General features: G+C 39.2%; 14 protein-coding genes. 11 read left to right on the forward strand and 3 right to left on the reverse strand.

What is annotated here, in order from left to right; all coding sequences use genetic code 11:
- Positions 1–116: 116 nt before the first annotated feature.
- The 3 genes from ACULLG_RS07595 to ACULLG_RS07605 are packed head-to-tail and all read right to left on the reverse strand — an operon-like array spanning position 117 to position 4,113.
- Positions 117–2,672 carry a carboxypeptidase-like regulatory domain-containing protein gene (locus ACULLG_RS07595; protein WP_452126167.1) on the reverse strand — a complete coding sequence of 852 codons (2,556 nt, stop codon included), beginning with the start codon at positions 2,670–2,672 and terminating at the stop codon, positions 117–119.
- Positions 2,673–3,584 carry a FecR family protein gene (locus ACULLG_RS07600; protein ID WP_452126168.1) on the reverse strand — a complete coding sequence of 304 codons (912 nt, stop codon included), beginning with the start codon at positions 3,582–3,584 and terminating at the stop codon, positions 2,673–2,675.
- 10 nt (positions 3,585–3,594) lie between these two features.
- Positions 3,595–4,113 carry an RNA polymerase sigma factor gene (locus ACULLG_RS07605; protein ID WP_452126169.1) on the reverse strand — a complete coding sequence of 173 codons (519 nt, stop codon included), beginning with the start codon at positions 4,111–4,113 and terminating at the stop codon, positions 3,595–3,597.
- A gap of 237 nt (positions 4,114–4,350) precedes the next feature.
- Here ACULLG_RS07605 and ACULLG_RS07610 point away from each other — a divergent pair, with 237 nt between their 5' ends.
- The 11 genes from ACULLG_RS07610 (at position 4,351) to ACULLG_RS07660 (ending at position 20,232) form a co-directional block, all read left to right on the forward strand.
- Positions 4,351–5,397, forward strand: coding sequence for a hypothetical protein (locus ACULLG_RS07610; protein ID WP_452126170.1), 1,047 nt, complete (start codon positions 4,351–4,353; stop codon positions 5,395–5,397).
- A 72-nt stretch (positions 5,398–5,469) separates the two neighbouring features.
- The gene (locus ACULLG_RS07615; RefSeq protein ID WP_452126171.1) at positions 5,470–5,883 is read left to right on the forward strand and encodes a DUF6438 domain-containing protein; all 414 of its coding nucleotides are present in this window, start codon (positions 5,470–5,472) and stop codon (positions 5,881–5,883) included.
- Positions 5,884–6,093: 210 nt separating this feature from the next.
- Complete coding sequence (locus tag ACULLG_RS07620; protein ID WP_452126172.1) at positions 6,094–6,681, forward strand: RNA polymerase sigma factor; 588 nt, start codon at positions 6,094–6,096, stop codon at positions 6,679–6,681.
- A 158-nt stretch (positions 6,682–6,839) separates the two neighbouring features.
- Positions 6,840–8,048, forward strand: coding sequence for a FecR family protein (locus ACULLG_RS07625; RefSeq protein WP_452126173.1), 1,209 nt, complete (start codon positions 6,840–6,842; stop codon positions 8,046–8,048).
- 146 nt (positions 8,049–8,194) lie between these two features.
- Positions 8,195–11,560 carry a SusC/RagA family TonB-linked outer membrane protein gene (locus ACULLG_RS07630; RefSeq protein ID WP_452126174.1) on the forward strand — a complete coding sequence of 1,122 codons (3,366 nt, stop codon included), beginning with the start codon at positions 8,195–8,197 and terminating at the stop codon, positions 11,558–11,560.
- Between the two features lie 19 nt (positions 11,561–11,579).
- Positions 11,580–13,181: a SusD/RagB family nutrient-binding outer membrane lipoprotein gene (locus tag ACULLG_RS07635; RefSeq protein ID WP_452126175.1), complete on the forward strand. Its 1,602-nt coding sequence runs from the start codon at positions 11,580–11,582 to the stop codon at positions 13,179–13,181.
- 15 nt (positions 13,182–13,196) lie between these two features.
- Entirely contained in the window at positions 13,197–14,357 is a 1,161-nt protein-coding gene (locus ACULLG_RS07640) for a hypothetical protein (protein WP_452126176.1), read from the forward strand.
- Between the two features lie 257 nt (positions 14,358–14,614).
- On the forward strand, positions 14,615–15,802 hold the full coding sequence (locus ACULLG_RS07645; protein ID WP_452126177.1) for a M14 family metallopeptidase: 1,188 nt from the start codon (positions 14,615–14,617) through the stop codon (positions 15,800–15,802).
- Positions 15,783–17,339 carry an N-acyl-D-amino-acid deacylase family protein gene (locus ACULLG_RS07650; RefSeq protein WP_452126178.1) on the forward strand — a complete coding sequence of 519 codons (1,557 nt, stop codon included), beginning with the start codon at positions 15,783–15,785 and terminating at the stop codon, positions 17,337–17,339. Before ACULLG_RS07645 ends, ACULLG_RS07650 begins: the two co-directional genes overlap by 20 nt.
- A 32-nt stretch (positions 17,340–17,371) precedes the next feature.
- A complete protein-coding gene (locus ACULLG_RS07655) occupies positions 17,372–18,913 on the forward strand; it encodes a glutamate racemase (protein ID WP_452126179.1) in 1,542 nt (513 codons plus the stop codon).
- Positions 18,914–18,927: 14 nt separating this feature from the next.
- Positions 18,928–20,232, forward strand: a complete 1,305-nt coding sequence (locus ACULLG_RS07660) for a fibronectin type III domain-containing protein (protein WP_452126180.1) — start codon at positions 18,928–18,930, stop codon at positions 20,230–20,232.
- Positions 20,233–20,252: the final 20 nt, after the last annotated feature.

The following is a 20,252-nucleotide window of genomic DNA, read 5'->3' on the forward strand; positions in this document are numbered from 1 at the left end:
TTGATTCGACTAATTTTTATCACAACAGAACGGCAAGGGATTACCCTATTTTACAGGCGTTAATAAAAGTTAAAAGTTAGCATTGAATAAATATACTGGTGAGTGGATTGGTCTACCTAAAAATTTAATCTAAATACCAGATTAGGTGTAGTGCCCAAAGAATATCTGGTTATTTCTTGAAGTTCAATAGTGTTATTGTTTTGTTCGTCCGAAACTTGAAACAGTCCAAAACTTTTGTTCAAAATATTTCTTTGCCCGTATATGTTCTGCACCGAAAACCCAAATTTGGCAGTGACTGGACTCTCCTTTTTGGATAGCACAAAATCATAAATCAATGAAAAATCCAAGCGGTGATAGTCGGGTAAGGTCTCTGCATTTAGCGTTCCATATTGAATTTGGATGTCATCTCCCGTTCCTGTGGTTCCAATTGCATCGGTAAACGGAATACCGGTCCTATATTTCCATCCCAAAGAAAATTGAAGGCTTTTCCAGGTATAAAAATGTGACCAGGTAATGGAATTGCCGATGTTGTTGTTGCCTTTAAAAGCATTGCCCATATTGAGTTCGGAAAACTCAAAATCGGTATTGGAAAGAGTATATCCCAACCATGTGGAATAGTTGTCCCATTTCTTTTTGAGAAACAGATCCATTCCTTTAGTGATGCTTTTTCCTTCGGTAAAGCTATCATCAACGGATTCAAAACCACGTGTAAATGAAGTGATCCCATCTATGATTTTGTAATATCCCTCGATATCAGCGCTCCATCCATTTTTGTTCCAAAGAAGCCCGGTTGAGAACTGATAACTCTTTAATAGTGGAATGTCTACGCCATTTGCGAGTGCCCAAATCTGGTTGTCAAGTCCAAAATCCAATGTGGCAAATTCCAAAACTTGACTTATGGCCTGACCCCTAACATCTGCTGACCCTTTTAACCTAAAACTGTTTCCAATTTTTTTTTCAGCATAAAGTCTTGGCTCAGCTAGAAATCGTTTCAATTCAGAATAATAAGAAGTTCGAAGCCCTATCTGTACATAGCCTTTTTCAAACTGATGAACAAGATTTTGAAACAAGGTATGGGTAGGATTGTCTACTTTGTCACTTTCTGAAAAATCGTCTTGTTGTAATAGAAAATCCACTTGGTTATTAAAAAACTGATATCCGTTGGAAAGTGACCATTTCTTATTGAGTTTTGTGTCAATTTTAAATGTGAAACCAACTTCCTTTATCGTGTTTTTTTTAGACGTGGTCTGTTCGGAACTAAAGTATTGGTTTTGTCCATCGTAGGCAAAATCATAAGTAGAATGGTATGCCTGAAATTTTGATGAAGTATTACTGTTCCAATTACTTTCCCATGCAGCATTGATACCATAGTTTTTGATATTGAGCTTGTCGCTTGAAATATCGATAAACTCAGTATCTTCAAAAGAATAATCCAATTTATTTCTGGTTGATAGCGAGGAAACCGTGATTTTGTCGTTTTTTGAAACATCCCAAATGGCCTTTAGAGTAACATCGGTAAAATAGAATGTTTGTGTGCTTTCGGTGAATTCTGGTTGAAATACTTCTTGATTTCTTTTGATACTGGTATTCTGAAAGACCTTATCGGTAAATTTATTGAAGGTAGGGGTGTCAAAAAGGTCGGTTAACGCTCTTCTGGCGGATACCTGTAGTCCAAGTTTTTCGGACATCGGAATTTTAAGATAGCCATCTGCATGGGTCATATTAAACCCCAACCCTCCCTGTACTCTTTTTGAAATGGTATTGTCGGTTTTAATGTCCAATACGCCCGAGACCCTATCGCCATACTCGGGAAGAGCACCACTGCGGTAGACCTTCACATTTTTCACAATATATGGGTTAAAAGCAGAGAGCATTCCAAAGAAATGGTCCGAATTGTACATCTTAATACCGTCCCAAAGAATAAGGTTTTGGTCGGGTGTACCCCCTCTTATGAAAAGACCAGAAGCGGTCTCATTCGGACTTTCAATTCCTGGGAGCAATTGCGTACTTTGCAGTACATCTGGTTCTGGTAGTCCTGAAAGGATATCCTGGTTATTGGGCGCAATTTGTATAGATCCATCTTGGTTTTTGGAAATTCCGCGAGCCAAGTATTCTTTGACCACTACCTCTTGAAGTGCCTGGGCATCTGTGGACAATGCAAACACCTCGCAGTCATTTTCGTTGATGGCATTTCCGGAAACTGTAAGGGTTTTATAACCTAGATATGATATAGAAAGTGTATCTGTGGATGCTATTTTATCAAGCTTAAAAAAGCCAATATTGTTGGTAACCGTTCCTGTTTTCTTTTTGGAATTGGCAATTGTTGCCCCCACGATAGGGAATCCATCCGTTTTATCCTTTAGGTATCCGCAAAAAATACGTGTTTTACCCTTTAAGATATAATAGCGTTCATTTATTTTATCATAGGACATTCCTGAAGAATTGGCCAGTTCCCGAATGGTATTTTCCAGGGACATATTATTAATATTCAGGGTGACCCGTTTGTTTTTGACCAATATGGTCTTGAAAGAAAATTTAATGTCAAACGTCTTGGCTACTTGATCAAGGGCTTTCTCCAAAGGAATATCGTTAAACGTAAATGAATACGTCACCTCTTGGGCATATGCGTTAAAGCATAGCAGGAAAAAAAAAGGAATAAAAAGGTTTTTCATCTACTTCTCCACAAGAATAACGGTATTCTTGTTGGTAAAAGTATATGTAATATCCATGGACTCAAAAACGATTCGCAATGCGGCATTCAAATCCCCGTGAGTGAAACTTCCTGTGAAGCGAGCATCTGTATCAACATTTTCATCTTTTATGGTGATTCCAAATTGATTTTCCAGTGCTTTGATGACCTCAGTTAAGGGGGCATTGGTAAAATTGCTTTCACCCTGTGTCCAAAAAGGTTTGATATCTGATAATTTCCAATTTTCAACGGTGCCTTCGTGTATTCTCAAAGCATCCCCCTGAAGTAAAATTTGAGATGCTTCTTTATGCACCACCTTAACTTTTCCCTCATAACAAACCACTTTTAAAAAGTCGGTTTCAGCTTTAACGGTAAACTCGGTGCCGAGTACAGTTACCTGCCCACTTGGAGTTTCAACGGTAAAGTCCGAACCTTTTTTAACTTTAAAAAAGACCTCTCCAATTAAACTCACCGTTCTTATCCCATTTCCCCAATCTTTTTGCTTAAAAGAAAGGGTTGAATTTGCGTTGAGTATTACCTGTGAGTTATCTGGTAGATCAGTGGCTAACTGCTCACCATAATCCGTGGTAAATTCTGTGGCACTTCCTGCGAGCCAAGTGTACCCAAAAAATAGAATCGCTATGGCCGCGGCGGTGGCATAAACCCATTTTGGGATAAGTGGAACAAGCTTTCCTTCATTTTCTTTTTGCTGTTGAACTTTTTGGAAAAGGTCCTCCTTGTTGTAAGATGGAACATCCAATACCTCTGTGCCTTCAAGAATTGCTTTGTAATAGGGATAATCTTCAGATTGCTCAAAGGCCTTCTTTTGGTCAGGGGACAATTCCCCGCTTGACCATTTGGCTAAAAAGTCGTCTATGTTTTTAAACTCTTCCATCTTTTCCATTTTAAATGGACCTACCTATTTTTTCCCTTAATTTTAACAATGCTAGGTGCATTCGTCGTTCAACAGCTTTTTGGGTTATACCTACAATTTCGGCAATTTCCCTATACGTTTTTTTGTCTTTTCTGCTCAGTAAAAACACAATCCGTTCCTTTTCCGGAAGATTGGCAATGCTTCGTTGTAACTTTTCCAAGAATTCCTTCTCCTCCATTAAAAATTCAGGGTTTTCCGTAAATGTCTTTTTGATGGAAGCCGATGCATTGTATTTTAAAACCACCTTTTCATGTGCTGCTTCATTATAAAATGCATTTTGAGCCACTTTCATTACAAACGATTTGGCTTTGCTGAAAACCACCTTTTTACAATTCTTCCAAAGTTTTACAAAGGCGTCTTGTGTAATGTCCTCGGCCTGTTGCATATCCTTGCATTTGTAATAGATGAAATTTCGAATTACTTCGGAATGCTCATCAAAAATCTGCTTAAAGGTGTTTTCTTCACAAACGGATTTATGCTCAAATCCCATATTTGAAATAAAGTTTGTATCCCAAAACTAATTATTTCAAAAAGGTTATTCCTCTCATTTTTCCATTATTCCAAATTTCCCCTGTTAATGACACAACAAGAAGGTGCGTTTTTACCCTAGTTTTTTGTGATTAAAAGTTGGATAAAGTCATTTTTTAAAAAAAGAAAGAAAAAAATAGGGTGCTTCAAAAGTTAACTGTTGTGGATTAAAATAAATGTTCAATTAAAGATTTTAAGTATGAAAAGGCTGCAACAACTAAAATGGATTTTATTAATAGTTCTGGCGATAATTACCATTCAATCCTGTCAAAAGGATGATATACTTATTGACCCCAATCCGGTAGCGGATACTTCAGATACTGATAACACCGATGGAGATAACAACGTAGACAACGGTAATGACAATACCGATGGGAATGGTGGGGAAGACCCAGGTGATGGCTCCGGAACCGATGAAGGCGAAGGGGAAATAACATTATACACGGTGCAAGGTTCAACTATTGTAAAAAAGACCGATTACAAGGTAAGCGGGTCGGACTTGGAGTTTCAAAAAGACATTGACAAGCACAATGAAGTATGGGATCTAGTCAAGAAAATTGTCCCGACCAGCTACTTGGCCAGAATGAGTGAATTTATGATTTTCTCTGGTGAAAGTAGTGGAACAGCTGGATATGTTTTCCCTACTTCCAATGATTTGTCTAAATGGCAAATGGGCATTGCTATTGATTTTGCCTATGACGGTGGTTTTAATGCGGGAGGAGAACTGGCCTATACGATTATCCATGAATTTGGACATATTCTAACCTTGGATATTGACCAAGTGGACGCATCAATTTCCGAAAGTGACTGTAACAATTATTTTACAGGCGAAGGTTGTGCAAAGACCGATTCGTACATCAACAAACTACAATCCAAATATTGGGCGGACATATGGAGTGAGTTTCAAGCCGCCCAGGATAGCGAGGAGAAACTAGAGCAATTTTATCAAAAACATAGAGACCGATATGTAACCGCTTATGCATCTACCAATCCGGGTGAGGACATAGCAGAGGTGTTCGCAACTTTTGTAACAAGAAAAGGAGGGCCCAACGGCAATTCCATTGCCGAACAAAAACTCCAACTTATGTATGACCACCAGGAGCTGGTTACATTTAGAAACTTTATCCGTGGGAATATGTCGTCCTCAAAAGGTAGGAGCTATCTGCCTGTTGCTGGCTCTTGGAAAAAGGCAAATACCATTGGAAATCCAAAAAAGGGCTGCACCCATCACAAAAAGGCGAGTTGAAAATAAATAAATAAGACCCCTTGGCTTTGGTCAAGGGGCTAACACTACAAATTCATTATGAAAAAGGTATACATGATTATGATACTAGCACTATTTGCCTGCAGATCAGGTGAAGAAGCTGTTGCAATCCAGCAAAAAGAACCTCTGCTTCACTATTCCAAAGGCCCCTGCTTGGGTAGATGTCCTGTTTACGATTTTTGGGTCTATCCTGATGGAAACTTTGTTTATAAAAGGGCAAGGGGAACCAAATCCAATAGGGAAATCAAAGGAAGGCTAACCTCAGAGGAAATGGAGAAATTAAAAAAATACCTACATAACAATCTAATAGAACCGGTTGTTTTTAATAGGATAAGGGATTTACCTGTTTCCACACTAAGATTTAATGGAAAAAAGTATGAATATCATGCCAATAAAATTAAAGCAGGATTGAAAGAGGTCAATACGCTTATAGAAAGCATTGTGACAATTGTAATTTCTAGGGAGTAAACCTATAACTTCTTGTCCAATATGCATTTACAAGGTGAATTGAAATAAAATATTCAGTTTAACACGAAAAACAAAACATTTTTAAAGCCCGAATCAGCAATTCCGTTCAAAAATCCCAGATAAACAAAGGTTAAATTAATTTTTTAAGTTTGTTTATAATCAACTAAAGCTTGGAGCGCGATCAATGCGTACATAGCTACTCGGTTATATATGGATCAGGGCAATTTATGGTCAAAATTTAAAGCTGGTGACAAAACTGCATTCGAATCAGTTTATAAATCATGTATAGATGATATGTATGCCTATGGACTAAAGTTGGATTCGGACAAGGAATTGATAAAAGATTGCATACAAGAGGTTTTTATAGACATTTTTGAGCACAGAAATGCGATATCCGAGCCCAATAATATCAAATTTTATGTCCTGAAAGCCCTAAAGCATACCATATTCAAAAAGCAAAAAAAAGAACGGAAAAAGACCAAACTGGATGAACAGGCCCCACATGCTTTTAGTGCTGGTCACAATTTTGAGGATAAGAGAATTTTATCAGAACTCGATGAAGAAAAAAAACGTTTGGTCAATGAGGCATTGGATTCCCTTTCTTCAAAACAAAAGGAAATAATGTATTTACGCTTTAGTGTTGGGCTAAGTTATAACGACATTTCGGAAATTGTAAATATTGACCATGCGTCAGTTCGAAAACAAGTATATCGGGCTGTAAAAAAGTTAAGAAACAGTAAAGCTTTTGATGATTATAAGGGAATTGTTCTTTTCTATTCCACCTTAGGAATTTTTTAAATTCCACTCATATTCCATGTTTTTTTTACAGTTTTAAACGAAGGGGAGCAAGTCTCGATTCCCAAAAATGCAGGGAATTAGATAAAAAATTAAAAAAACCTTAAAAAAAGTGTCCACAAAATGCATACTTCTGTCCCTATGGAATAAATAGCATAGAATTGGACGACTTTACCAAATATCTTGATGATGAAAAATTTGTGGATTGGATAGCCAATCCAACAGATAAAAAAAATGCGTATTGGGAGGCATATATCTTAGAAAATCCTAAGGAAGAAACCAAAATTCAAATTTTAAAGGAATTTCTTGAAAAGTTGGAAGCTACCAACCAAAAGCTATCACAAGATGAAAAAAGGGAGATACTAGATCGAATATATGTCAAGACAGGTATTGAGAAGTCAAAAGGAGGTATAATCTATCTAAACATCTTAAAATATGCTGCGGTGTTGGTGGTTCTAATTGGGGCCACGGTTTATTTCAGTTTGGGCACTCCAAATGGCAATGAAGTTAATATAGATTCATTGCTGCAAGTCTCTATAGATTCTGCAACAGATACAAAATTGATTCTTGAAAACGATCAGGAAATTGCTATTGGTCAAAAGCGGTCGGTGATCAATTATTCCAACAACAACAATTTGGTTATCAATAAAAGAGACACGCTTAATATTGATAGCAAAAGTGCTGCCGAAGACCTTCAAATGAACCAGCTTATCGTTCCATTTGGCAGGCATAGCAAAATTACATTAAGCGACGGATCTATAGTTCATGTGAATTCGGGTTCAAGATTGGTTTTTCCGAAGCGGTTTTTAGGAGATGTAAGAGAAGTGTATTTGGATGGCGAGGCATTTTTCGAGGTAGAATCCAATCCAAGCAAACCCTTTACGGTAAAAGTCTTAAAGGATGATCAGTTTTCCATCACTGCTGTGGGAACAAAGTTTAATGTAAACTCCTATAGCAAGAATGATATGGTAACCACGGTATTGGCAGAAGGCGAGGTTCATTTGACCAACCAATCGAAGAAATTGTTCGCCAATGAAACAAAAACCGTGATGAAGCCTAACGAGCTGGTAGCATGGAGTGTTTCTTCCAAAACTGTTCAAACAAAAATGAAAGTGAACACCGAAATGTATATTTCTTGGATCAAGGGACTGTTGATATTTAAAGGAGAGACCTTACAAGATATTTTGGAACGGGTAGAAACTTATTACAACGTTAAAATAAGCTTGGGAGAAGGTATTAACCAACAATTTAGGTTGACGGGTAAATTGGATCTTAATGACTCAATTGAAGAGACTATGGAAAATTTGGCCATTTCGGCCTCAGCCAAATATGAAAAAAATGGAATCAATGCGTATGTGATTACCAAATAAAAAAACCAGAGCATGGTACGAACATGCTCTGGCGTGTAACCTGTTAAAAACAGGAATTGTTTAAACAAACAACTAACTAAATTATGGAAAAAAAGGGGTTTCCATATGATTGCCCAGGCAATTTTATGGACAAAATCAAAAAAGTGATGAGGTTTCTGACACTATTTTTATTGCTCTTCACACTTTATTCTTACACGGACGCTTACTCACAAAAGACGAAATTAAAAGTCAACCTAAAAGATGCTTCCTTGCTAGATATCATTTCTAGCATCGAAAGTCAAAGTGAGTTTGTTTTTATGTATGGTGAAGATCTATTACCTGCCTTAAATGAAAAAAAGGGGGATTTTAAAATTAAAAACCAAACTATTGATGCAGCTTTGGAGCGCCATTTTAAGCCGAACCATATTGGATACCATATAAATGGTAGGCAGGTTGTGCTTAAGAAAGCTGAAATTCCTGTGGCTGTTAAACCACAAATGGCAGATGAGCTCCAGATTACGGTTACGGGGGTGATCAGTGATGACTTGGGACCGCTGGCCGGTGCAAGTGTAGTGATTAAAGGCACAACCACTGGGGCCACAACCGACTTTGATGGAAACTACTCCATTGAAGTGCCGGATACTAACGCCGTATTGGTAATCAGTTACATTGGTTATGCAACAACTGAAATCACCGTAGGTGACCAGACGGTCATAAATGTAATCTTAAAAGAAGATGCGCAATCTTTGGAAGAAGTTGTGATTACGGCCCAAGGTATCAAGAAGTCAAAAAAGGCGTTGGGGTATTCAGTTACAAAGTTGAATTCTGAAGATGTGGAGAAAAGACCGGAGGCGAACTTGGCAAAAACATTACAAGGTAAAATCGCAGGGGTCAATATCTCCACCACCGATGGTCAAACCGGGTCTGCTGCCCAGATTAGGATTAGGGGTTCCATATCCCTTACCCAGTCCAACGCACCATTACTGGTTGTAAATAATGTGCCCTTTGCGGGAAGCATTAGGGATATAGATCCCAACGACATCCAAAGTATGAATATACTTAAAGGTTTCAATGCAGCCGTTTTATATGGTAGTGAAGGTCGAAACGGTGTAATCTTGATTCAGACAAAAAGCGGAAATGCGGCTTTAGGTGAAAGTAAGACTACGGCATCGTATTCTACAACTACATATGTAAATACCGTTTCTCAACTACCGGAATACCAAAACACTTATGGTCAAGGACAAGAAGGTAATTTTATTCCAACCTTTTTATCGGTTTGGGGACCTGCTTTCACTGAGTTGGACGAAGTAGCCCACCCTTACGCCGGGCAAAGCGATATATTTCCTGAATTTGAAAATGCGACCATTCCATATAAGGCCAAACCAGATAATGTTCGCAATCTCTTTGATACGGGCTTTGGAACAATTCACTCCCTTACGGTTTCTTCTTCCAAAGAAAAACTGGGATTTAATATTTCGACCGGATATACTGATGAAACAGGAATTTTAGGAGATAACGATTTAAAAAGATTCAATATCGGGATTGGAGGTAATGCCCAAGTGACCGATAAATTCAATGTTTCGGCTACTTTAAATTATTCCACTAGAAAGGTTGACCGAATTCAGACACAGGAAATCTTCAGAAGAATTTTCTATTTGCCAAGGAATATTGACATCACAGAGTTACCCTTCCAAAACCCGGTAACCGGAGAATCCGTGTACTATAGAAATGATACAAATCCACTTTGGGTACTCAACAATTCTGGGGTCCGTGACGATGTTGTACGTGTTTTTGGTACCGTAAATGCCAATTACCAGTTTAATGACAATCTTAATCTTACTTATAGGGTAGGTTATGATAGCGAACATTGGGACACTTTTGATTTTTCCAACAAAGGAGGGTTTAACAATGATGAATTTAGAAATGGTTATTTGAACTTGGATTACAGAAAGGAAGTAACCGTAGATCAAACCGTCATTTTGGGGTATAACAAGTATCTTACAGAAGACCTAAATTTGGAAGCACAAGTTGGTTTTAACTCTAAATTGACCAGGGCCAAACGGATTTCATCCGATTCACAAGGACAGATTGCCTATGGTTTTTTAAGACCGAGCAACTATGAAACTTCACAAACCGATTTCACATCTTCAAGAGAGAATATTGCTGGGGCATTTGGCCAGTTTCAGTTGGGGTATAAAACATTTTTATATGCTACCCTCTCCGGAAGAAATGATTGGGGAAGTACCGTGGAATCTCAAAACCGCTCCTTGTTTTATCCAGGTGCCTCTGTATCATTTGTACCAACTTCGGCTTTCGATTTTGGAGATAGTTTTATCAACTACTTGAAATTTAGGGGAGCCTATGCGACTTCCTCCGGATTTCCAGAACCCTTTAGAACAAGAAATACCTTGGTCATCGATGCAAACCGCTTTGCAGCTGCCGATGGTACTTTTCCCGTTACCAATAGATTCAGCAGAATATTTGCGAATCCAGATTTAAAACCTGAGTTGCACAAAGAATTTGAGATAGGGGTGGAAGCCAAACTGTTCAACAACAGGGTTACTTTGGAAACATCATTATATAAGAGAATTTCTGAGGATCAAATTGTGGAATCTCCTTTATCACCTTCGACCGGCTTTGACATTCAGTTCATTAATCTTGGTCGAGTGGATAACGAAGGTATTGAAGTGGATTTGGGCATTGATTTGATCAGAAAAGAACACTTTAGATGGAACTGGAGAAATATTTTTACTGCCGATGAATCCTTAGTGGTGAAGACCACCGAAACAGGGGCAGATATCAGGCTGACATCAACTGCAGACAGATGGGCAGTGGAAGGTAGACCCATAAATGCCATTGTGGGAGATTATGCCTTACGGGATGATGAAGGTAATCTGTTGATCAGTGGTAATGGATCCAGTTCAAGAGTAGGAGAGGTGATTGCAAGCTCCGACGTTGGTTTGGACAACAGGGTAATTGGTGACCCCAATCCAGATTGGAGATTGACAACCATCAACAATATCAGTTATAAGAACTTTACATTTTCCACGCAATTGGAGTACCGACATGGTGGCGAAATCTCCTCCAGATCTGTAGAAGATATATTGGAGCGGGGTGTTACAAGGGATACCGAAAACAGGGAAGGCTCATTTGTTATTCCTGGATTTTTGGCCGATGACGATACCGGAGAGATTCTATTGGATCCAAGCGGTAACAAAATACCCAATACCATACAGTTGAATGGGTTAAGGACCGTTTTCTCCAATTTCTACAATGCGAACGATCTGAGCATGTGGGATGCATCCGTGTTTAGGATACGGGAAGTTTCATTGGGATATACACTGCAAGGGAAGAGCATTCATAAACTTCCTTTTGAAAAAATCGATTTCACTTTGACAGGAAGGAATTTATGGTACGTAGCACCAAACTTTCCAAAGTATGTGAATTACGATCCAGAAAATGATGGCGGTTTGGGTAGGAACAACATTCCTTCCACCAAACGATTCGCCTTTGGACTTGCAGTGACATTCTAACCAATTAAAAAGTAAAAAGATGAAAAGAATATCAAGATATTTCAGTTTAAGTGTAGCCACTGTTCTGATGCTTCTGTCCTGTGAGGTCAACGATTTTGATTTGCAGGAGAACCCGAATTTTTTAAGCCCTGAAAGCGCAGATCCTGAATTTTTACTGAACGAAGTGCAATATCTGTTTCAGGATATCATGGGAGACATGATCATCAATAGCGATGATATTATGCGGTACGAAGCAATGACCGATAGCTATGGGGATGTTGCCGATGTTGCCGTACTCAATGTTGAATGGGAAAGATACTATGAAGCCTTGAATATTTCAAGAACCATTGAGAACCAAGCTTCAACAGATGAAAATCTATTGTTTCATAATGCGATCAATAAGCTCTTGCTTGGTTATCTCACCATCACCATGGTAGACTACGTGGGGAGCATACCATATTCAGAAGCTGGCAATCCCAGTGAATTTCCAAGTCCAAAATTGGATAGTGGAGTGGATTTATATAGACAGGTGCTAAGTGATATTGATCGGGCCATTTTGGATATCAATGAGGCCACGTTCGATGTTTCGTCAGATTTATTTTATGGAAGTGACAAAAATAAATGGATTGCATTTGCCAATTCCTTTAAGCTTCGATTGCTGGTTCAGGCCAGACTAGCTGGTGGAGATTTGAATGTTGGTAGTCTTCAGGGTGAAATTAATGCACTGTTGAATTCCAATATTATTGACAGTGAATCGGAGGATTTCGTTTACAACCATGTGGCTGTGGAAGAACCAGAGAGCAGACATCCCTATTTTACAAGAGGATATATCAATGGATTTTCACAATACATAGGCAATTACTTTATGTTTATGTTGAAGGATTCTAAAAGTAACAGTGATCCAAGAATTCGGTATTATCTCTATCGTCAGTCCGACGAAGATCCATTTAGTGGGCCTCCATATTTGGCCTGTCAAGGAGACCCTGATGTAGATTTCTGTTATGTGGGAGACCAATATTGGGGATTAGACCATGGAGAAGGTAGGACAGGACGAGGTGATAATCTGTTAAGAACGGTTTATGGAATTTACCCTGCGGGTGGGTCTTTTGATGAAGATCAGTTCCAGGAATCTCCTGACACACAGAACCTGGGAGGAGCAGGATTTTTACCCATACTAACAGCATCCTATGTTAAATTCTTGTCGGCCGAGGCGGCTTTGGTACTGGGTACAAATGGAGACCCGGCCACCTTGCTGGAAGAAGCAATCAGAGCTTCAATGAGTAAAGTTTTGGGATTTGGAGGAGTAACTTCCACAATGGCAGCAACAAGCACCGATATTGACGATTATGTGAATGAAGTAATGGCAAATTACGCCGCAGCAACTTCAGATGAAGAAAGATTGGACGTTATTATTACGGAGTATTATTTGGCAGCATTTGGGAATTCAATTGAAGCCTACAATGCTTACAGAAGAACCGGATATCCTTCCAACATCCAAATACCCATAGATGACGATAATCCGACATTTCCAAGGAGTTTTCCATACGCTGACGATGCCGTTTCAACCAATGCATCCATTTCGCAAAAGCAAAATACGGTCAAGGTATTTTGGGATACTAATCCTGATGGGTTCATTAAATAACAAAAAATTAAAAGCATGAAAAAAATAATCAAAATATTAAGCTGCTTTTTCCTAATAATGGGATGTTCCGATGACAATAACCTTTTGGAAGATATAGCTGTAAGAGGAGGTTTTGTACAATTTGAAGACGTACCAGACCTAAATTTCAATATTCTGGAAGCAGATTCCCAAACGATTTCTGCAAGATTGCTCGACCCGAACAACAATATAACCAGCTACTCTTTATCTGCCGTTTATGATGGTAATGTTGCTAACAATATTGTAGAGATAACATCTTTCCCTGCAGACTTAAATCTTTCAGTTGGCGATATTCTAAGTGCCTTGGGTATCACCAACAGTGACCTGAGCTTAAGCGAAGGGATTACCCTGGTCGCAACGGTGACAACACCAACCGGTGTATTTTCAGGTGAAACGCCAGCTTACGATGAGAACAATGTGAATCAAGGAGGTGATTCTACGGTACGTTTAAAGGCAACTGGTTTAAAAGATGCCATAGAATTTGATGTAACTTTCTTTTTGCCACCGGCAAAAACTATTAGGAGCACTTCATTTGAAGAAGTTGCTATTGGTCCCAACGATGATGATGTTTATGTGCGTAATGGAGGTGCCGATGAAACGGGTGACCTTCTCAATGGAGCCAATCCACCTTTTGTAGATTTCATGGCAACAGGCTCGGGTGCCGATGACGAAATTGGGTTTAACACCGAATATTTTGCCATACCAGGTATCAGTTCTAGCAGTCTAGGGTTTATAGAAGAGCGAATAGGTGTTTACAGTTTGTTTGAGGATTATGAAGCCTATCCTGACGGAACCCAAGGATACCATATTGAAGATGCCGACGGAGGTATTCGTATCACCTTTGATATTGTTGACGTTCCTGATGGACAGAACAATTCAGGAATCTCATTTCAAGCCTTTTTTGGTGACACTTCTTGGGAATCTGAAGATGGGATCCACGCCTTTGTCAATATCACTACTGATTCTGGAAATGAAACCATTGACATGGTCAATATTTTTGATGATGATGTGGAGGCCGTTGCCGGAGTTTGGAATGAATATAACACGGGCTTTCTGCAAGGAGTACGATCCTATCAGCTAGTGATTGAGGCATCTTGTGGGGCAACAGCCGAATCTTTTGATATCGATAATATCATAGTCTTTGAGCCAGAAAATTAAATACGCATTACGTAGTGCTTTTGAATAGGCACTATGGTAGAGATTAGCTAGGATGCTATAGTGTAGTTTGAGTTAGTAATTATGCATTTTGTTCTCTAAAGCAGGTCGTTCGTGCAAGAACGGGACGACCTGCTAATGAGACAAGTGATGTTCGATGTTTCTCTTAAAACCATAAAATACTGGTTCCTTGGGATGAAAAACTCATTGTTGCCTCTTACTATGGTTCAATACCTATCCAACGATTAATAAAACAAAACATGTCAATTAGACAACTGGTGGCTATCTGTGCTTTTTGCATGTTGCTTTTTGCATGTAGGAGTGATAAAAATGCTGATGCACAACTCTCAGGAGATGACATTACTTTTGACACTTCTTTTAATGGTGCTCGACTTAGTAAAGTTCATCGCTTGGAAGAAAATAAATATTTGGGTCAGGTTTTTCCCGAATCTGAACCCGTTAACAACAGCCCATGGTTTGCTTTTGGAGTAACGGCTAACAATAAAAAATCCATACAGATTACCCTCGATTATGGAGATTATCCCCATAGATATGCCCCCAAAATAAGCACAGATAAAATTCATTGGCAGGTAATGGATGCTTCAAAGGTGAAGGTCGATTCCAGTAACGGAAATGCAACCCTGTTTTTAGAGGTGTCTCCGAAAAAACTATATGTCTCCGCCCAAGAAATAGAAACTTCAGAAGACACCTATAATTGGATGAAAAAATATTTGGAGGGCAATCATCAAATCGAAAGTAAAGTAGCTGGGAAAACTGCTTTGGCAAATGACAATTATGTTTTGGAGCACGAAGTAGACCAGGAAGACTGCATTGTTTTGATTGCGCGGCAACATCCGCCGGAGATACCTGGGGGAACCATAGGATTCAAGAGCTTTTTTGAGACCCTTTTCTCTGATGCTGACATCGCCAAAAGTTTTAGGTCCAACTTCAATATCTATACTTTTCCATTGTTGAATCCTGATGGCGCCGATATGGGAAATTGGAGACACAATGCCAATGGGGTGGATTTAAATAGGGATTGGGTCGATTTTACCCAACCAGAGACCCAAATGGTCAAAAATTATATGGAAAACAAAGCAAAACAAGGTAAAAGAGTTCGTTTCGCTTTGGACTTTCATACGTCGCATAGTGGCCCATATTTATTAGTGCTCGATTCTATTAACGAGACCAAAACCGCAGGGATAATTCCCGAGTGGATAAAAAATATTGAAACTACATCCACCTTCAAAGTAGAAGCTAGACGAAGAAGCCAAGAATTGCCCTATTGCTATAATTACTTCATCAACACCTATAATTCCGAAGCCGTCACCTATGAAGATGGTGATGAAATTGACCGGGACACAATCAGAAAAAGGGCCGCTGTTTATGCCGAAAAACTGATGCAAACCTTATTAAAAAAGCAAAAAGATGAGGCATTTACAAAGTAAGATTTTCTTGGCAGCCACCACATTGTGTGCGGTAATCTCATGTTCAGGCCCACAACAATATGTAGACATACTCATTGTGAACGGAGATGTTTACAATGGTTTGGACAATGAGCCTTCAAAGGTGTCAATAGGGTTAAAGGATGACAAGATTGTTTTTGTTGGGAATAAAACAGAAAACATAACTGCCCAAAAAACCATTGATGCGTCAGGTTTGATTGTTGCACCAGGATTTATAGACCCGCATACCCATGCAGATAGGGACTTAATTAAACCAGAAACTGCGGCCAATCTACCTTTTTTAATGCAAGGGGTGACCACGGTAATTGTAGGTAACGATGGGGATAGTTTCTATCCATTATCCAAATACAAAAATCTCTATACAGAGCAAGGTGTCGGAACAAACGTAGTGCCACTCTTGGGACACCATCAAGTCATCAAAGCGGTCATTGGCAGTAGCGATGTAAGCCCAACTCCTGAAGATATTCAAAAAATGCAAGAGTTGGTTCAAAAAGAAATGGATGCAGGTGCTTTTGGTATGTCAACCGGACTTTATTATGCGCCAGGGAGCTACACAAAGACCGACGAAGTAATCGCACTCGCCAAAGTGGTAGCACAAAATGGAGGCATTTACGATTCCCATTTGAGGGATGAAGGGTCAAGTAGTGTAGGCTTGATAACTGCAGTGGAAGAAGCCGTTCAAATTGGCCGTGAGGCCAAGTTGCCCATTCATATATCACACATAAAATGCTTAGGAGTCGATGTTTGGAAACAAAGTGATTCTATTGTCACCTTGGTTTTGAATGCCCGAGCCGAAGGATTGGTTGTCACGGCCAATCAGTACCCCTATGATGCTTCTGCAACTAGTTTAAATGCAGCAGTTTCACCTAGATGGGCCGAGAGCGGGGGTAAAGATTCATTGCTTTTAAGAGCAAATGATCCACTGACCAGAACACGGGTATTGGAGGACACCCAAAAAAATATTGCCAGAAGAGGTGGACCCGACAAGCTGTTGATTGTAAAGTGTGATGACGAGAGATTTCTTGGAAAGACACTTTTGGAAGTTTCCGGAATCTTGGAGCTAACCCCAGAAGAAGCGGTATATCCCATTCTGGAAACCGGTTATGTGCGTGTGGCCTCCTTTAACATGAATCCATATGATATTGAAAACTTCATGAAACAAGATTGGGTAGTAACCGGATCGGATGGGAACACGGGGCATCCACGGAAATATGGTTCTTTCCCTAGAAAGTATCATAAATATGTAAAAAGTGACTGCATAATCAATTTAGCAACTTTTATCAACGGCAGTACTTCAAAAACCGCCAAAATATTCAAGATTCCATATAGGGGTGAAATCAAGGATGGGTATTATGCGGATATCATCATATTCAATCCAAACACTTTTAGGGATAAGGCGGATTATTCAGATGCATTTCAATATTCAGAAGGGCTGGAGTATAGTATCATCAATGGCAAAATAGCGGTTGAAAAAGGTCAATTTACCCAAGAATTAAATGGGAAAGTCCTGGAGAAATGATTTCATCAAACAATATAAAAACACAAATGATCATGAAAAAAGTAAAAATATTCATCTCTGTTTTGACGGTCTTGGCAGTGGTTAACTGCAAAAAAAAGGTCGAAACCGATAAGCTTGAAAAGCCGGAAGTATCCAAAGGAGATATTGTCAACACCATCATCAATGATGAAGAAAATTTCTATCATATTGACTTTAAAAATTACCCCTCAAATGATAAAACCCTACCTATTGGGGTTTTTGATTCAGGAACTGGCGGATTGACTGTCTTAAAAGCCATTGTAAACTATGACCAGAATCAGAACAATTCATATGAAAAAGGTAGTGATGGCGAGCTAGATTTTAACAAAGAGTCTTTTATCTACTTAGGGGATCAGGCCAATATGCCATATGGAAACTATTCCAGTGTTGACAAAGTGGATCTATTGAACGAACACATTATTAAAGATGCCCAATTTTTATTGGGCAACAAATACTATTCCAATGCATTGGATGCTTCAGTGAATACGGACAAGCAACCGGTCAAGGCTTTGGTGATAGCTTGCAATACGGCAACGGCTTATGGTAAAGACTATATCGAAGAATTTTTGGAGAGGGCCAATTCAGGGATTAAAGTCATCGGGGTGATCGATGCAGGCGTTCGGGGCACTTTGGAGAGCATAAAAAAAGACGAAGACGCCATTGTTGGAGTATTGGCAACCGCTGGAACAGTAGCTTCCAAGGGATATCGCAACACCCTATTGGAAATGAAGGATGAATTGGGTTATTCAGGAAAAATTGAGGTGTTTTCCCAAGGCGGTGTGGGCATAGCGGAGGCAGTCGATGAGGACCCGGATTATTTTGACAAGAACCTTAAAAAACCCCGTAATTCATACAAAGGGCCAAGTTTAGATGGTGGTGTTAAGATAGACAGAACGCTTTTTGATATCTACAATTTTGATTTTGACGATAGCAAAATGCTATGCGATAGCGAAAAAACAGATGATTGTTCCATTCTTCAGATCAATGATGCAAAAAACTATGTGCGCTACCATTTGGTGACACTGATGGAACAGATCAGACAATCGGGGACTAAGAACCAACTTAAATCTTTGATACTGGGATGTACCCATTACCCGTATATGACCAATGAGATTTCAGAAATATTGGAAGAACTCTATAACTACAAAGGGAAAGAGGGCAATTACCTATATAGAAATTTAATGGTGCCCGACATTAAGCTTATAGATCCAGCGGTGGATACGGCCAAGGAATTGCATGAGCATTTAAAAAGAGAATCCTTGTTTAATCCTAGTGGTAATATGAAACAAAGTGAGTTTTATATAAGTGTCGCCAACAAGGATAACGAGGCAAATGTGATTGATGATACCGGTCGTTTTCCGTACGATTTCAAGTATGGCAGAAATGCAGGAGAGATTCAAGAATATGTAAAAGTAGTTCCCTTTAGTAGGGATAACATTTCAGATGATATTTTGAACCGCTTTCAAAAACAGATTCCATATGTATACCAATTGATGCAGAATTTTAATGAGACAAGCAACAAGACAAAAGATTTAAAAGAGGAAAGCAAAATTTAGATAATCATCTCATTATGAAAATTCTTCGATATCTATTTTTAATGGTATTTGTTGCTATTAATGCCTGTTCCAATGATGCTTCTTCAGGTGAACCGACACAGGAAGATACGGTTCCCCCGTCGCCGCCATCAAATCTTTCAGCATCCAATACTGCAATTGCATCAACAGAATTGAGCTGGACGGCTTCGACGGATAATGTGGGTGTGGCCAACTATAGCATTTATCAAAATGATGTTGCTCTGGTATCGATTCAGTCAACTTCACATATCGTAAACGGCCTGACAGCTGATACCGGATACACCTTTAAAGTAAAAGCTAGGGATGCAGCGGGTAACGAATCGGACTTTAGCAATACCATCAATGTCCAAACTGAGGATAACGCTGCTGTTCTTGTTACGACCTCTGGCGATATTGAAACCTATTTGGGGAATTTGATTGACACAGTACCAGGGGATTCCGGCAATGATTATCAACAACCCTCAACAGAACAATTGAATATATGGAACCTGGTGATAGATGCTATTTTATTAGATGATATTGATGAAGCTGTACTCAAGGCCGCTGAGGTCAATTATCAAATAAACGAGTTTACCGATACTTCGATGACCCCAAACCAAGTCTTCTACATTGTGGAAGAAAGAAGTTCAAAAAGCAATCACTGGGGCACCTACGTTTTTAGCAAAACACCGATTATAGACAATCTTGTTCTGCAAGCACCACATATTAAAAACGATATCAATACCGGGAAACAAGCAGTCCATTGCTTTAAGAATAATGTTGCAAAAGCTGTTTTTATCAGTGGTACCCATCGATGCAACCATAACACTGCTTCCTCTTGTTCAGGAACGACAAGTACCTGTAATTCAGGTTCAGAGCCGTATAGAATTTCAGATTTGGCCCATAATACCACTTCGGTCTTTCAAAAAACAACTGAAAATGTTTTTAATGCTATTGCCAATACGGTTTTTGTTCAGTTACACGGTTTTGGAAAAAAAGCCAGTGATCCCTATGTAATTCTGAGCAACGGTACCCGTGAAACACCAGCTACCGATTATGCTGCAGATTTAAGGGATGCATTATTGGTTGAAGATGCATCATTGACTTTTAAAATAGCTCATATAGATACAGATTGGACCAGACTGATAGGGTTTACCAATACCCAAGGTCGATTGATCAATAATTCCGCCGATCCCTGTTCAGTTTCGGCAACTGGTACTACAGGACGATTTATCCATGTAGAGCAGGAAAGGTCCAAGTTGAGGAACAATGAAGCAGGATGGACTAAAATGAACAACGCTCTTGGCACTGTTTTCAACTGATTTATAAACCAACCAAACAA

This window comes from Flagellimonas sp. 2504JD1-5 (genome assembly GCF_053618295.1).

Excerpts from the sequence above, each read along its gene's own strand:
- ACULLG_RS07595 (WP_452126167.1), bottom strand. The coding sequence starts at position 2,672 with ATGAAAAACCTTTTTATTCCTTTTTTTTTCCTGCTATGCTTTAACGCA.
- ACULLG_RS07600 (WP_452126168.1), bottom strand. The coding sequence starts at position 3,584 with ATGGAAGAGTTTAAAAACATAGACGACTTTTTAGCCAAATGGTCAAGC.
- ACULLG_RS07605 (WP_452126169.1), bottom strand. The coding sequence starts at position 4,113 with ATGGGATTTGAGCATAAATCCGTTTGTGAAGAAAACACCTTTAAGCAG.
- ACULLG_RS07610 (WP_452126170.1), top strand. The coding sequence starts at position 4,351 with ATGAAAAGGCTGCAACAACTAAAATGGATTTTATTAATAGTTCTGGCG.
- ACULLG_RS07615 (WP_452126171.1), top strand. The coding sequence starts at position 5,470 with ATGATTATGATACTAGCACTATTTGCCTGCAGATCAGGTGAAGAAGCT.
- ACULLG_RS07620 (WP_452126172.1), top strand. The coding sequence starts at position 6,094 with ATGGATCAGGGCAATTTATGGTCAAAATTTAAAGCTGGTGACAAAACT.
- ACULLG_RS07630 (WP_452126174.1), top strand. The coding sequence starts at position 8,195 with ATGAGGTTTCTGACACTATTTTTATTGCTCTTCACACTTTATTCTTAC.
- ACULLG_RS07635 (WP_452126175.1), top strand. The coding sequence starts at position 11,580 with ATGAAAAGAATATCAAGATATTTCAGTTTAAGTGTAGCCACTGTTCTG.
- ACULLG_RS07640 (WP_452126176.1), top strand. The coding sequence starts at position 13,197 with ATGAAAAAAATAATCAAAATATTAAGCTGCTTTTTCCTAATAATGGGA.
- ACULLG_RS07645 (WP_452126177.1), top strand. The coding sequence starts at position 14,615 with ATGTCAATTAGACAACTGGTGGCTATCTGTGCTTTTTGCATGTTGCTT.
- ACULLG_RS07650 (WP_452126178.1), top strand. The coding sequence starts at position 15,783 with ATGAGGCATTTACAAAGTAAGATTTTCTTGGCAGCCACCACATTGTGT.
- ACULLG_RS07655 (WP_452126179.1), top strand. The coding sequence starts at position 17,372 with ATGAAAAAAGTAAAAATATTCATCTCTGTTTTGACGGTCTTGGCAGTG.
- ACULLG_RS07660 (WP_452126180.1), top strand. The coding sequence starts at position 18,928 with ATGAAAATTCTTCGATATCTATTTTTAATGGTATTTGTTGCTATTAAT.